This is a genomic window from Alloacidobacterium dinghuense, assembly GCF_014274465.1.
Lineage (GTDB): Bacteria > Acidobacteriota > Terriglobia > Terriglobales > Acidobacteriaceae > Alloacidobacterium > Alloacidobacterium dinghuense.
In genome coordinates, this window is sequence record NZ_CP060394.1 from 2,160,845 (window position 1) to 2,175,637 (window position 14,793).

Annotated in this window: 8 protein-coding genes; 6 read left to right on the forward strand and 2 right to left on the reverse strand. The window is 53.5% G+C overall.

What is annotated here, in order from left to right; all coding sequences use genetic code 11:
- Positions 1-48: 48 nt before the first annotated feature.
- Positions 49-2,067 (reverse strand): alpha-galactosidase, encoded by a 2,019-nt coding sequence (locus tag H7849_RS08750; protein ID WP_186745768.1) that lies wholly within the window; start codon positions 2,065-2,067, stop codon positions 49-51.
- A 372-nt stretch (positions 2,068-2,439) separates the two neighbouring features.
- On the opposite strand from H7849_RS08750, the gene H7849_RS08755 reads away from it, so the two are divergent.
- The 4 genes from H7849_RS08755 (at position 2,440) to H7849_RS08770 (ending at position 7,215) form a co-directional block, all read left to right on the forward strand.
- Complete coding sequence (locus tag H7849_RS08755; protein ID WP_186745769.1) at positions 2,440-3,279, forward strand: phytanoyl-CoA dioxygenase family protein; 840 nt, start codon at positions 2,440-2,442, stop codon at positions 3,277-3,279.
- On the forward strand, positions 3,279-3,479 hold the full coding sequence (locus H7849_RS08760; RefSeq protein ID WP_186745771.1) for a hypothetical protein: 201 nt from the start codon (positions 3,279-3,281) through the stop codon (positions 3,477-3,479). The genes H7849_RS08755 and H7849_RS08760 overlap by 1 nt, the downstream gene beginning before the upstream one ends.
- 666 nt (positions 3,480-4,145) lie before the next feature.
- The gene (locus tag H7849_RS08765) at positions 4,146-5,570 is read left to right on the forward strand and encodes a sugar porter family MFS transporter (protein WP_186745773.1); all 1,425 of its coding nucleotides are present in this window, start codon (positions 4,146-4,148) and stop codon (positions 5,568-5,570) included.
- A 280-nt stretch (positions 5,571-5,850) separates the two neighbouring features.
- The gene (locus tag H7849_RS08770) at positions 5,851-7,215 is read left to right on the forward strand and encodes a glycoside hydrolase family 27 protein (protein ID WP_186745774.1); all 1,365 of its coding nucleotides are present in this window, start codon (positions 5,851-5,853) and stop codon (positions 7,213-7,215) included.
- An 86-nt stretch (positions 7,216-7,301) separates the two neighbouring features.
- On the opposite strand, the gene H7849_RS08775 is transcribed toward H7849_RS08770, so the two are convergent.
- On the reverse strand, positions 7,302-9,509 hold the full coding sequence (locus tag H7849_RS08775; RefSeq protein WP_186745776.1) for an alpha-galactosidase: 2,208 nt from the start codon (positions 9,507-9,509) through the stop codon (positions 7,302-7,304).
- Between the two features lie 476 nt (positions 9,510-9,985).
- On the opposite strand from H7849_RS08775, the gene H7849_RS08780 reads away from it, so the two are divergent.
- Both H7849_RS08780 and H7849_RS08785 read left to right on the forward strand, forming a co-directional pair.
- Entirely contained in the window at positions 9,986-13,456 is a 3,471-nt protein-coding gene (locus H7849_RS08780) for a TonB-dependent receptor (RefSeq protein ID WP_186745778.1), read from the forward strand.
- 132 nt (positions 13,457-13,588) lie between these two features.
- Positions 13,589-14,776 (forward strand): tetratricopeptide repeat protein, encoded by a 1,188-nt coding sequence (locus H7849_RS08785; RefSeq protein ID WP_186745780.1) that lies wholly within the window; start codon positions 13,589-13,591, stop codon positions 14,774-14,776.
- The last annotated feature ends 17 nt before the right edge of the window (positions 14,777-14,793 follow it).

Here is a 14,793-nt window from a genome sequence, read left to right on the forward strand (position 1 = left end):
CTGGTCGAATCGATCTGCGCCTGTCGGGAGAGGAGCTGGACCGTGTGGTTACTGACCTCGCAGCTCGACTATGCTAGCTCGCCATGGTTCGTCGAGCCGAATGGTCAGTCCGATCTTCATCAGATCTGCGCCGGTCACATATCCGACGCTGTGGCCGTCACGTGTGACTTCATAGCTGCGCTTTGCGTCCAAACCGCGAAGACGAAATACCTGTTCGCCGAGATCATCCTGCAACCTGTAGGCGGCCACAACGCTCATCTTTCCATCATCGTTCACATATTGGAGCGCCATCCAACCCGTGGGGCGTATCAGCTTGGGCTGAGGGGTCAGGTGATACACATCGGCTCCTGCAATGATCTCTCTAACATTTTTGTACAAAGCGATATTCGAATGGGCATCCTCTTGCAAGGCGGGAGACCATTGGAAGACACGACTTGAAAACCCAAACTGACCGTTCATCGGTACGCGAAACAGGAAACTCCACCAACCTTCCGGCTTCGATACATCGACCGCACCCTGATCTGTATCGCCAACCATCCAGTGGTTGCAAACTTCGGGAGAAAATTGGAGGCTGCACCCGTACCCCAGCGCCAACGAAGCGATCGGATCTACATTGTCGGAAAGCCAGTTGGTGTGCACGTGAGCCAGAATCCCTGTGTCAAACCGCAAACCTCCGCTTGCGCAATTCTCGATAGTGAGATCAGGATGCTTCACGCGGATTTCATCCAACCAGCGGTAGTAGTGGATGATGTGTTGATAGAGAACTCCGCCAAGCCCTTCATCTCCATGTGGATCGAAGCGGTCACCGATATCGATGTTGTAGTCGATTTTTATCCAGCTCAATCCATACTGCTGAACCAAACGATCCACTGTCGCCGTAGCCCATGCACGTACCTCCGCATTGCTGAAATCGAGCTGACAGCGGTCCGAGAATATCAGGGGTTTGCCGTTGTACGAGAGACACCAACCCGAGTGCTCGTGGAATAACCTCGACTGAATACCCGCGTTCTCGATCTCCACCCAGAGACCGAATTTCATTCCATTATTGCGAACGTAATTCGCCAGCTCCTCAAGGCCATGAGGAAATGCCTTTGGATCTGCCTGATAATCGCCCAGTTCTTCGCTCCAGTCCACCTGGTTGTACCATCCCGCGTCCTGCACAAACACCTCTGCTCCGAGCGCCGCGGCCTGGTCGGCCAGTCTCTTCGTATCCTCGATTGTTATCTTTCCCTGGTATGGATACCAGGAGTTGAACTGAACCAGCAGGGGGTGATTGACTTGAGTGTGTGGAAAGACGAACTGTCGCTGATACCGGTGCATTTCATTGGCAGCGTCATCCATGTCGCCACTGGAAACAGTGAAGGCGATTCTTGGCACGACAAACTCTGTTCCGGAGCTGATCTGATAGGCTCCGCCGAAATCGAAGTGAACGGCCATCATCACATCAACGCCTCGCTCACGTAGCGCTCCAGGCCAGGAGTTTGGCTCTCGCGATACGCTCATATCCCAGTTGCCAGACCATGCCAACTCGGCAAGGTATTCGGTTTGCGTATCTTCATTGCGGAGAGAAAGCCAAGGAGCAAAGCCGTTCGTCGAACGACCCTTTACAGAGTGAATCGTGAAGCTACCGGCCTCCACTTTGCGTTCGGCCAACTGGCGCTCCTCTCCCCAACCGCCATAGAGATAGCGAAGCGTATATTCACCACCTGGGAGCGTTAAACTGAGCGACGGCGTACTCGCCAGCGAAAGCGGCTTCTGTCCGCGGTTAACGAAAGTCATATCACGGGTAAAGACGCCGGTATCACCCCATGCTTTGTATTTGAGAATTACTTCCAAGGGCAACAGGCGATGGTGTAACTTCACGGTCAGTACTCCGATGTCATGCTGCTCTGTAGTCGCTTCGGTACTCACGATTTCGAATGCATCCGCACTGAGCGGCTCGTTCTCCGCCAGACCTGACAGATCAAAATAGATCGGCTTACCGCCAGGGTGGCTGCTTTTGAATGTCTCTAATTTATTCAATGGGGCAAAGGCATACAGAGACAGAATTCTATCGCGCGTCGACAAAGAATATTCATTTGCACCCGATCGAAGAGTCCAGATTTGTTTCAACGAGTCATGGCTTACCTCGCCGGCCCACGACGTTATTGACAATAAACAAAGCAGCCACAGCGGCATTAATCGAAGCATTGGGCACGCTCCGAGGATAACGTTTTCCTAAGCTGGAGGCAGTATATCTGCATTGGGACGGCGGAGGAACCTATTTGTGCCGCAGCGCACGCTCAATTTTTCAGGGGTTTCTCCTAAATTCCAATAGGCGCTCAACTCGACGGATGCTTGACTATGGCGGGAAATGCTGCGTAGGCTCCGTAATCGTACACGTACAGGGAACTTTGATCTGTCGCTTCAAACATCATGTCAGGGAAAGAGGGAGGTGAAATGAGCTACAGTGTTATCGGCAACAACGAACTTCGACAATATGAAACAGATGGATTTCTCCTCATACGAGGAATGTTGAATGCGCAACAGATTGATTTGCTCGGGCGAGCTGCGCGTGAGGATCGCGCACTCGATGAGCATGCTTACGGCCGAGCGGATGGCGAAGGTGGAACTGTGCGCCTCTCTTTATGGAACCATCCAACCGACACGATTTATGGCATGGTAGCCCGAAGTGAATCGATCGTCTCATGCGCAGAAAAATTGCTAGGCGGTGAGGTATATCACTACCACTCGAAGATGATCATGAAGGATGCCAAGGTTGGCGGAGCCTGGACCTGGCATCAGGACTACGGATACTGGTACCAGAATGGTGTTCTGTTTCCGCTTCTAACCAGCGCGTTTATTGCGATTGATAAAGCGACTCAAGAGAACGGGTGCCTGCAGGTCATCCGAGGTTCACACAATCTCGGGCGCATTGATCACGTGCTCAGTGGAGACCAGGCTGGAGCAGATCCGGCAAGAGTAGAGAAAATCCTGGAGAGATTGGAGCTCGTCTATGTCGAGATGGATCCAGGCGACACACTATTCTTCCATGCAAATTTGTTGCACCGTTCCGATCAGAATCGCTCTGATCATCCTCGCTGGTCGATGATCTGCTGTTATAACGCAGCGCGAAACGATCCTTATAAGGAATCGCATCATCCGCGGTACACTCCTCTGAAAAAGGTCCCTGACGAGTTGATCCTTCAGGCGGGCCTAAAGAGGTTCACGGATTCTCAGGGAGACGCAGATTGGTTGAAGCCCGAAGACGATAAAAGCGCCGTGACCTTACAAAAATAATGGCTGACTCCAATTCGCCACGCCTACGCTGCTACTTTAACTGGCTGGCCTTGAATGGATTGCCACCGTTTTCAGGCGCCCCTTTGGAGGCGATTCGGGCGGCTGGATATGACGGTGTGCAATTTGTTGAGCCGCTATCCCGGCAACTGGTAGAGCAGGCGCGAAGCCTGGGTCTAGGTGTTGCGGAAGTGGTCGCGTAAATGAACCCCTGGACGCCGAAGTCCTTGCCAGAGAGGCCCAAGCGGCCGGACTCGAGTGCCTCACCCTCCACGTCGGTTGGGGTCTGGAAGATGATGATGCAGCGGGCAGCTTGATCGCTGCAGTGCTCAGCGCATCCATCCGGTATCAGATCCCTCTTTATCCCGAAACCCACCGCGCGACTATATTTCAGGACATGTGGCGCACGGTGGCTTTCATTCGACGTTTCCCCACTCTTGAATTCAATTGTGATTTCTCGCATTGGTATACCGGCCTCGAGATGGTCTATGGGGGTTTTGAAAAGAAGGTCGAGTTCATTCGACCAATCATCGAACGAGGTCGTTTCATCCACGGACGAATTGGAAATCCTGGATCAATGCAAGTTCCAGTCGGCGACGCCTCAAGCGGGCGACCCTATATTGAACATTTTCGGACACTCTGGACGGAGGTTTTCGTCAGCTTTCTACAGAACAAAACGAACCATCGCAGCCCAAACCAATCCTCCATCTGCTTTGCTACGGAGTTGCTGGCCGCCGATATTTTCTACGCTCGAACTTTCTCGGGACATGAGGAATCCGACCGATGGGAAGAATCCAAACTTTTGGTTGGCATTGCACGCGAGTGCTTCTCCAATGCCGAAACGATCGTTGCGGAATCCAGGTGAAGAAATGATAGTAACTGGCAACGAAACTCCCGACATCTCTTCTCATACCGCTCAAGTAAATAGAGCTTACTTGTGGGCGATTTCAGTCATCGCGGCTTTCGGCGGTCTGCTATTCGGTTACGACTGGGTTGTCATTGGTGGAGCAAAACCTTTCTACGAGCGCTATTTTCAGCTCAGCTCGCCTGCACAACAAGGCTGGGCGATGAGTTGTGCCCTGGTCGGTTGCTTACTAGGAGCTGTCATTTCCGGCTTTCTGAGCGATCGATTCGGCCGTAAGCGCATACTCATTCTGGTTGCTGTCGTCTTCGGATTGACCTCGCTCGGTACTGCGGGTTCTAACACGTTCGAAGAGTTTGTCCTCTGGCGCATGGCTGGTGGCCTGGCGATTGGGCTGGCATCAAGTCTGTCGCCGATGTATATTGCTGAGATTGCGCCTGCCGATGTGCGCGGCCGACTCGTTTCTCTGAACCAGCTAACGATTGTTTTCGGCATCTTGCTTGCGCAGGTGGTTAACTGGGTCATCGCGAAACCGGTTCCACTTCATGCGGCGAATCTCGAAATCTTGCAATCCTGGAATGGACAGCATGGCTGGAGATGGATGTTTGGCGTCACCGCCATTCCAGCGACTCTGTTTTTCTTGGGAATACTGCTTGTACCCGAAAGTCCACGATGGCTGATAGCATCTGGCAACGCTGCCAGGGCGCGCAAAATTCTTGAGCGTATCGGAGGGGCGGTCTACAGCCTTGAGATTAGCGGTGAGATCGCGGCGAGCCAATCTCCGCGGCTTGAGCGGATGCGAATATCGGAGTTCTTCGAGCCCGAGATCCGACGTCCATTACTTATCGGTGCTGCCCTTGCCATATTGCAACAGTGGTGCGGCATCAATGTCATCCTGAACTATGCTCAGGAGGTGTTTGCAGCTGCAGGGTATACGCTCTCGAGCCTATTTCTAAACATCGTTATTACGGGTCTTGTCATGTTCCTGTTTACCGTTGTGGCGATCGCAACGGTTGACCGTCAGGGAAGACGCCCTCTGATGTTGGGGGGATGCGGAGGTCTGGCATTGATCTATCTCTGCCTGGGATATGCGTATTACAGCCACAGCCATGGCATTTGGGTGCTTCTTCTTGTCGTATCCGCCATAGCCTGTTATTCGACGACGCTTGCCCCAGTCACCTGGGTACTTCTCTCGGAACTCTTTCCGAATCGAGTTCGCGGCGTTGCCATGTCTATTGCGGTAACTTGCCTGTGGACTGCCTGCTTCCTTCTTACCTATACGTTTCCCCTGTTGAACCGAAATCTCGGCGCCGCCAAGGTATTCTGGATTTACGCGAATATATGTGTCGCGGGCCTTTTTCTAGTTGTCAAATGGGTTCCGGAAACAAGGGCCAAGACTCTCGAGCAAATCGAAGACTCTTGGCAGAACTAGTAATCCTCGCTCACCATAGATTCCAAATAGGAGCTTAAGGGTTCTTTCTAGAGCGGCAAAGAGACTTTCATCACTGTGCTCCAAGATAGACTTCCCACAACAATAATATCGCTCATGTAGGCCTCAAACTCTGAGGGCAGTCCTTCATCCTCAAGGAATAGACTCTTGAATCCGGGCTCAACAGCGGAGTGTCTGGCTAACGATTTGTCGCGCGGGCGATGGAACAGGCTTTGAGCTACACTTGTTGCGCGGCACGGAAAACGTTCTCTGGAGAATACAGATGAAGACATCGTTTCGAAGTTGCGTACTCGGCTCAGTGTTTCTTGCGGCCTTCGCGCTCAATGCGCAGAGTAGCTCCCCGATACTGGCGTCATCGCCTCCTCTGGGATGGAACAGCTGGGATTCCTATGGATTGACGATCACGGAAGATCAATTCCGGGCAAACGTACAGTGGTTCAACCAGCACCTGAAGCAGTATGGATGGCAGTATGTGGTGATCGACGAGGGCTGGTACCTGCAGCATCCGGAGAATGCATCTACGAAAGGCGCGGGTCAGGGATACACCATGGATAGCAATGGCCGCTATCTTCCAGCGCCCAATCGTTTTCCTTCCAGCGCGAATGGGGAGGGGTTGAAAACAGTTGCCGACTACGTGCATTCACTGGGGCTGAAGTTCGGGATTCATATCATTCGCGGCATCCCGAAGAAAGCAGTCGAAAAAAACCTTCCGATTGCCGGGTCGCAGTTCCATGCGGCCGATGCTGCCGATACTTCCGACCTGTGCAGTTGGAATCCTGACAATTATGGGTTGAAGCCCAATGCTGCGGGGCAAGCCTATTACAATTCGCTCGCTAAACTCTATGCAGGTTGGGGGCTGGATTTCATTAAAGTGGACTGCATCTCGCAACCCTACAATGCCAATGAGATTCACATGATGAGCGCTGCGCTCAAAGAAAGCGGAAGGCCCATCGTTTTCAGCTTATCGCCCGGGCCTACGCCTATTACACAGGCGGGCGATGTGCGCAAATATGCACAGCTATGGCGTATCTCAGACGATTTCTGGGATGTTTGGAAGAAACCTGAGAGCGATACGCAAGATTTCCCCCAATCTTTAACGCGCCAGTTTGGAAAGCTGGCCCAGTGGTCTCCGCACGTGGAAACCGGCCACTGGCCGGACGCCGACATGCTGCCGCTCGGCTATTTAGGGCCAATACCGGGATGGGGTGAGCCGCGCCACTCTCGTTTTAGCACGGATGAAGCGCGCACACTGATTACTCTGTGGTCGATTGCGCGCTCACCGCTCATTCTGGGCGCGAACCTGACGCAGATGGACGAACTCACCGAATCGCTGCTCACGAATACCGAGGTAATTGTGGTCGATCAGCATTCGTCGGAAAACAAACCGACGATCCAGACGGAGACTGCGGTAGTCTGGACGGCAAAAGGCGCAGCGGGAAAGCGTTACGTAGCATTGTTCAACATTGGCGAGAGCCAGCAGACGTTATCGTACGGATGGAAACAGTTGGGACTCAGCGGGTCAAGCTATAAGGTGCGTGACCTTTGGCAGAAAAAGGACCTGGGCTCGGCTGCGACACTGCAGGTGGTATTGGCTCCGCATGCTTCGGCGCTGTATGCGGTCGACTGAAGTTTTTCATTCGTTACCTATTTCTTCAAGCAGTACTCGGAGTGCGGGAGCTATTGCGAGGAAGCTAAGACCGCCAGCACCTGTTGCTATGAAGCAAGAATGCACGCCATGTATGTCCTGGGGAAAATGAGAGTCCAGCCGTCCGCTTCCCGCTCTGGCCGTATTCCAAGGTCTGCGGGATACAGAATGCGCAGATCGCCAGGCAGCTTCGGCACATGCACCCGTTCTTCGCCGTTCAGTCTCCAGATAGCAACAAACGTGCGCTCCGATGAACGCATTCCGAGTGCGATGGGTGATCGGTCGTCGGTAATGTCTGTGAAGCCCAACGGATAAAACGGCGATGAGTTAGGTATGTGTGGGCGAATATTTTCTTTGTAGATATGGATGCCTGTCTTCACCTGAGCCATGCTGTCGTCCGATAGCCTTGCTAACTCACCGCTCTGATGGATGCGACAGAGCATTGCATTCACCATATTGAAACTGGCGGCATCGGGACCGTCGGCCGCCTTCGGGTAGGACCAGGTTGCAAGTTGCTCGGGGACCACGCCAGCCGTGGCGCCCACGACGATGGCCGGATATTTCCGGTAGTCCTCTTGATCGCTGGAAGATTGCAATTGCAAATGCGAAAGCATTGCATATTCCATGCGGCCCCCACCGCTGCCGCAGTTCTCGATCACAAGGTCATGGTGGCGATTCAAGATGCCATCGTGCCACGACAACAGCGCGCGATTGCTTTCAAGCAATCCTTGACCAAAGCTATCTGCGAGCAACTCGGTGCCCTCAAGCCCATCGACGTTATAGTCCATTTTGATGTATCCGACGCCATATTCCCCGACCATTCGATCCACGACAGAGTCGAGGTAGGCGCGTACATCCGGATTACGCATATCGAGCAGGAATCGCGAATGATCAATCACCCTTCGACCATGGCGCATGAAAAACCAGGAATCCGGCTTGTTCTTCAAGGGTGACTGGATTCCTATCACTTCGGGCTCCAGCCACAGCCCCGGGATCATGCCTTTCGATCGGATGCGGTCGAGCACATATTTCAGTCCTCCCGGAGCCCAGCGTGTTTTGGATGGTTGCCACAATCCAACCGAACCCCACCAATCTTCATTCAACTCGGCGTACCAGCCGGCATCGATCACAAAATATTCGCAGCCCGCTTCAGCAGCAGCGTCAATGAGCGGCAGTTCTTTTTCCGTGGTCGGATCGCCTTCGAGACAATTCATGTAGTCGTTGAAGATGACGGCGCATTGACGATTCTTGCTGTGAGGATGTATGCAGGCGGCCCTCCTGTATTCGGTCAGCGCCTCTATGGCTTGCTCCACGCCGCCTTGCACGCATCCGAGCCCTATAGGAACTGTTTCATATATTGTTCCCGGTCGAAGGCTCTTCCACGCTTGTGAGTGCTGCGCATCCGGTCCACCGAGATAGGCATACACCGCCTTTGCTGAAGTATCAGAAAGTTCCCAGTGCCACGAGCCATTGTGTTCGATCTGCCAGAACCAAGTCACACCCAGCCTTTTATTCTCGACCAGGCCCATGGGCAGATACTTTTGGGTTGACCATGTTCCGAGACTATTGAAAGAGGCCGCGGAAAGAGTGAAGTTGCCGTTGTCGAGGAATCCTGCCTCCGACGGTTTAAGCGCGTGCCACTGCCCTTCGGCTTGCCATGAGTTGAAAGCGAAATGTACGAGCAGTTCCTGCTCGTACCCGCGTGGCATAGCCAAGTTGTGAAGCATGGCTGAACTCAGATATTCAATACCAACCTCCCGCTGCCCGAGGTTCGTGACCCGAGTAGAACGACGGAGGACCGGAATATCGTGGAACGACTCGTAGATTGACTCAACTTTGAGACCCAATACCGGATCGATTTGAGTAAGCACCATGCGCTTTCCTGTTGCGATAGCGCTCTCCTCTTTGCCGGAATAGACGAGGCGTCCGCCAGGCATGCCTCCCGTAAATTTCGTCCCATGATGATCGTCGGCATTTTCTCCCGTACAGTGAATCGCTACTTCCACACCTGAACTGCTTGTGGGCGCTGGAATTCCATCCACAGCAGCAACTCCCGCAGGCAAGATCGACTTGATCCGTAGCCGGTTGTCCAGAAATTCAAAAGAAAAGATGACACCTTCGGCCCGCCATTCGAAGGGCGCTACAGTGCGCGCTGGCTCTGGCAGTGGTTTTGTTTCTGCTGAGCCCTCGGCCAGTCCATTCAGTTCGCTGACCACCGGACCGATGGCCAGAGCACCGGTTTCCTTCAAGAATGTCCTGCGATCGATGTTGGTCATCTTTACAGATCCTTTTGCTAACTACCGTCATTTTGTTCCAGGAGATCTCTCTTCAAACTTCTTCAAAAGGGATTTCTCAGGCTCTCGTAAACAGAAACAACAATTACAGCAAAACGTCTCCTAGATCAAAACGTTGGATGTCCCTTGGAGCGAGAAATCGTTCCTGCTTGAATTTTGGGAAGGATGTCAATGCAATTGCCAAGGCGTCCACCGAGCGCGTCGTCGTTGACTATGGTTGCGACACTCGCATGTTCACAAGCCAACAAACAGCGATCATATTTCGCTTGACAGGAGGTATTCGGACGAATAGCGTTAACGACCACGGAAAACAGGTCGCTCTCGTTAGCGGATAAATTCCCTTCGAGAAAACGATTACCGAACGCGGTCGTACATTAACTTTTAAGTGCTAGCCAACTCATTTAGACCACCGCCTAAAACGATCTAGGGACGAGTCGTCAATTTCAGGGAGGGTTAGGATGAATGTACATCGTAGTATTCCACGAAGTTCGTTTCTAGGGACAGGGCTCGCGGCTCTGGGCTTGATCGCCTTTTTACTCTTCAACCTACCTTTTGCGCATGCTGCCGGGCCTACTGGGAAAATTGTAGGAACTGTCATAGACAACACAGGCGCAGCGGTACCCGACGCTAACGTTTCCATCATCAATGAAGGCACAAACGAAACCAGGACAGCGCGCAGTGGCGACGCTGGTGAATTCAGCTTTCCCGTCTTGCCGGTCGGCAACTACACGGTGCGTGTCACTAAGGATGGCTTCCGAACTTTCGAGCAAAAGGGCATCATTCTTCAGGTCGATCAGAACGTTACCGTTCCTGTCTCGTTGCTTGTCGGCGCTGTCGGTGAGACCGTCGAAGTTAATGGTACCGCCGCGGCTATCAATTTGACGGATGCAACGATCAGCCACGTGGTTGATGAAGAAAGAATCGTCGATCTACCTCTCAATGGGCGCGACTCCCTTCAGTTGCAATACATTATGCCCGGTGTGTCCTATGACAATGACAACGTCGCCCATGGCCAGGGACAGCACGAGGGGGTCGTTGTTAACGGCAACCGACCTGGTTCGAACTACTATCTGCTCGATGGCGTGGACATGACCGATAGCTACCTGTCCGTCGCGCCTACCTTTCCTGCCCCGGATGCGCTCCAAGAGTTCGACATTCAGACAAGCAACTTTACCGCGCAGTATGGCAGGAGTTCCGGCGGCATTGTTAACGCTGCCACCAAGGCCGGTACGAATCAATGGCATGGCGATGCATTTGAGTTTTTCCGCAACGACGTGCTCAACGCACATAACTTTTTCGATGTCCCGGGAGCGAAGAAGCCCTCGTTTAAGCTTAACCAGTTCGGAGGAACGATTGGGGGTCCAATTCAGAAAAATAAGACCTTCATCTTCGGTTATTACCAGGGCACTCGTCAGCGAAAAGATACAACAACAACAACCGGAACGGTTCTTACTGATCTGGAACGCCCCGATCTCAACCCGGCCGGAGATGCCAATTTCAGCGACTGCGGCGGTCCGGGCATACCTTGCCCAGCGGATCCACGGACCATCACTGTGGCCAATCCATCTGGTTCACCCTTTCCTGGAAACGTAATTCCTGCGAGTCGCATAGACCCTACCGCCGTCAACTTCATCAAAGCGTTACTGCCACGGCAGAACGCTTCAAGCAACGGCGTTCCCACTTATATCTTCGCGGCTCCCTCGGCTCCCAACCTCGACGATGACAACCAGAATCAGTTTGCCGTTCGGGTCGATCACAACTTTAATCCAACTAACACTGTCTTCGCCCGCTACTTCTTCAACCAGGATCGGGCGACAGGTCTCGGCTTTGACAACTTTCCTGGCGGCAAGCACTACAAAAACTTCCGGAATCAGAACGTCGCCATCGATTACACGCACACATTCTCACCGAACCTGCTCAACACGGCGGTCTTTGGGTTCACGCGACTCTCACACACTCGCGGCCCGTCTCAGAATCTTGGATGGGCGAGCTACGGTGGCCCGGCTTCGCAGGGCACGAAAGGGTTCACCGAAATTTACTCAAACGTCAGCGGATCGATCAACGGAGGCGGCGACGGTACTTTTACCCAGAATCGTCAGACATGGCAATACACGGACTACCTGAGTTGGGTCAACGGTAAGCACATCATGGCATTTGGTGGTGACTACCGCAAAGAATCCGTGAATCGTGTCGAGGATTATTACACCGATCCTAACTTCAGCTTCAATGGCAGCTTTACCGGAAACTCCCTCTCCGACCTGCTGCTCGGCCTTCCCGATTCTTTTGACTTACAGACCGAGGTAATAAGCCAGCTTCGTCACGGCGCCTTTGATCTCTACGCGTCCGACAACTATAAAGTCCTTCCCAATGTGACCATCGATGCCGGGTTGCGATGGGAACCGTTCCTTCCGCCAGTCGACCAGTACAACGATCAGATTTGCTGGGATCCTACCTTTACCGCAAAGTCGACGTACTATCCCACTGCGCCTCCGGGACTGCTCTTTCCTGGCCCACCGGTCGGATCAAGTTCGCTTGGCAAAGGTGACAGCGGATGCTCGCGTCAGCTCATCCCTACGCGTTGGAAGAACTTCGCTCCACGGATCGGAATCAACTGGGATCCGACCAAAGCAGGCAAGACATCTGTCAGTGCCTCCTATGGCCTCTTCTGGGATCAGGCGCGGCTGATTGCCTACAACCGCTTCTCGACCGCCCAGCCCTTTGACGCTAATAGCGCCGTCAATAACCCCGGTTCACCGGCGAACAACTATGCACCCAGCCTGACCGGAGACAGCGTCTATACAAACACAGGTCTCGTCAATCCCTACCCGTTCATCATTCCGCGCGCTCCTGAGCAGAGAGCAGCCTTCAGCCCCAGCTTTGGCGGCTTCTGGCCAACATATTCGACGGAAGATGTACTGGCACCTAACTACAACAACGGCTACACCCAGGAATGGAACTTCACAGTGCAGCAGCAGTTCCACGATGACTATACTCTATCTGTCTCGTATATCGGCAATCACGGGACTCACCTGTACATCTCCAGGGAGTACAACTACGCCCTTGCATCAAGCTACGTCATCAATCCTGCCCTGACCGCCGAGCAGAATTTGAGCGCCAACCTCTCGGCCCTGGGCGCTCCGGACGGCACGCGTCGTCGGCTAAGCGATGTCACATGCAATGGCATCCCATGTTTCGGAAACTTCGAAGAGGAAGATCCCGCCGCGTGGTCAAACTTCAACTCGTTGCAGGTGACGATCAATCGTCGCATGCAGCGGGGATTGACTTTCCTCGCTTCGTACGTCTTCGCCAAGTATCTTGATATTGTTTCCTACGGCGCCGAAGGTGGCACAGGTCCGCGTGATCCTGAAAACTTCTCCCTGAGCTACGGACCCTCGGACATGAACGTGAAGCATCGCTTCGTGGCGTCCTATATCTGGCAAATCCCTAAGGCTCAAGCATTTCACGGCTTCACGAACGCTCTTCTAAACGGCTGGAGCATTCAAGGCATTGCAACCGTTCAGACCGGTGCGCCTTATTCCATCAACAGCAATCAGGATCGGGCTGCGCGTGGTATTGGCAATGACACTGCCGACCTGGTTCCCGGCGAATCACCCAACATCTCAAACCGCTCCCGTCGTGAGTACTTCAATACCGCCGCATTCATCAACGCCGCTCCGAACACCTTCGGGAGCACTGGACGAAACTTCCTCACCGGTCCGGGGCTTGTGAATTTCGACACTTCTTTCTTCAAGGAATTTCCGATCAGCGAGCGCTTCGGCAAGATCGAGTTTCGCACTGAGTTCTTCAACACGTTCAACCATCCCAATTTCTATAACCCGGACAACACCGTTGGAGATGGCACGTTCGGCCAATTTACTTCATCACGCGATCCGCGATTCATTCAGTTCGCTTTAAAGTATTTGTTCTAGGTCTTTGCTACAGAGGGGTCTCACAGAGGCCCCTCTCTAGCGTTTCTTTCTTTTGGGTTCGGATTTGTATCGCATTGCATCACGATCCCAGGTGCGGTCTGCGAATATAATCAACTACCAGGGTCTTACGATGTGGTAAAGTATACTAAGTTTTGCACCACCTTCTTGCCACGGCTCTTCCTATTCGCCGCGATTCCTCTTGCCGCGCAAAATAACGACGATGCGATTCAACTGCACCGAAATGCCGCAACCAGCGCGCTCAAGGCCAACGACCTTTCTCGAGCGGAGCGGGAATACCTCGCCATCCTTTCTATCGATCCCAAGAACGTGGAGGCATCCTCTGCCCTCGGAGTAGCACTGTATGCCTCGGGGAATCTTAGGGAGGCCTCGGCAGCTCTCCAAAATGCGCTCGGGCTGGATCCTTCCCAACCTCGCATTCAACTCTTTCTCGCCCTTACCCAAGCCGAGCTAGGACAATGCGTTCAAGCTTTGCCAGCACTTGAGCTTCAATGGAAAGATCAGCCTGACCTTCGCCTGCGCCGCTTGGCCGGACTGTCAGCTCTTGATTGCGAATTGGCGGCGGGGCACCTGACCACCGCCCTCCAGTTAGCCGAACCCCTAAAGGCACAATACCCTGGTGATCCGGACGTCCTCTATAAGCTCGCCGGCCTGTACTCGCGTCTCTGGAACAAGGCCGCGGGCGAACTGATCCAAAAACACCCAGAGTCCTATCGCGTCCATCAGCTCGCCGGTGAGGTCTACGAGGCGCAGGGCAAAGGGGACCAGGCAATCCGTGAATACACCCTCGCTCTCAAGGAAAACGAGCGAGCAGCGGGCATTCATTTGCGCATAGGACAGATCCTCGTGCAACTGGCCGCCCCTGATTCTGAGACAAAGGCCCTCGCCGAATTCCAGCGCGAGCTTGCAATCGATCCTGAGTCGGCCGCTGCGGAGTACGCCGTCGGCGAACTCTTCCGCCGCCGTCAGGACTTTCCGCAGGCAGCGCAACACCTGCAGCGCGCCGTAGCACTGGATTCTTCCCTTGCTGAAGCACACATCGCGTTGGCGCAGATGTTCATGGCGCAACACGATCCCCATCAGTCCAGCCATGAAGCTGGGATCGCCGTCCAACTAGATCCCCGCAACGCAAAGGCACACTATGCTCTGATGGTCGCTTACCGCGGCGAAGGCAAGATGGACGATGCAGGCAAAGAACTCGCTCTTTTTCAGCAGTTACAACAGGAACACGACACCAATTTCGACAACAAACTTAACATCCTGCTCACAGGAAAAGCCGGCATGGGACAGACATCGAATTGAACTACATCCGGTTTTTC

Coding starts and splice junctions, on each gene's coding strand:
- H7849_RS08770 (WP_186745774.1), top strand. CDS start 5,851: ATGAAGACATCGTTTCGAAGTTGCGTACTCGGCTCAGTGTTTCTTGCG.
- H7849_RS08760 (WP_186745771.1), top strand. CDS start 3,279: ATGGCTGACTCCAATTCGCCACGCCTACGCTGCTACTTTAACTGGCTG.
- H7849_RS08775 (WP_186745776.1), bottom strand. CDS start 9,509: ATGACCAACATCGATCGCAGGACATTCTTGAAGGAAACCGGTGCTCTG.
- H7849_RS08780 (WP_186745778.1), top strand. CDS start 9,986: ATGAATGTACATCGTAGTATTCCACGAAGTTCGTTTCTAGGGACAGGG.
- H7849_RS08755 (WP_186745769.1), top strand. CDS start 2,440: ATGAGCTACAGTGTTATCGGCAACAACGAACTTCGACAATATGAAACA.
- H7849_RS08765 (WP_186745773.1), top strand. CDS start 4,146: ATGATAGTAACTGGCAACGAAACTCCCGACATCTCTTCTCATACCGCT.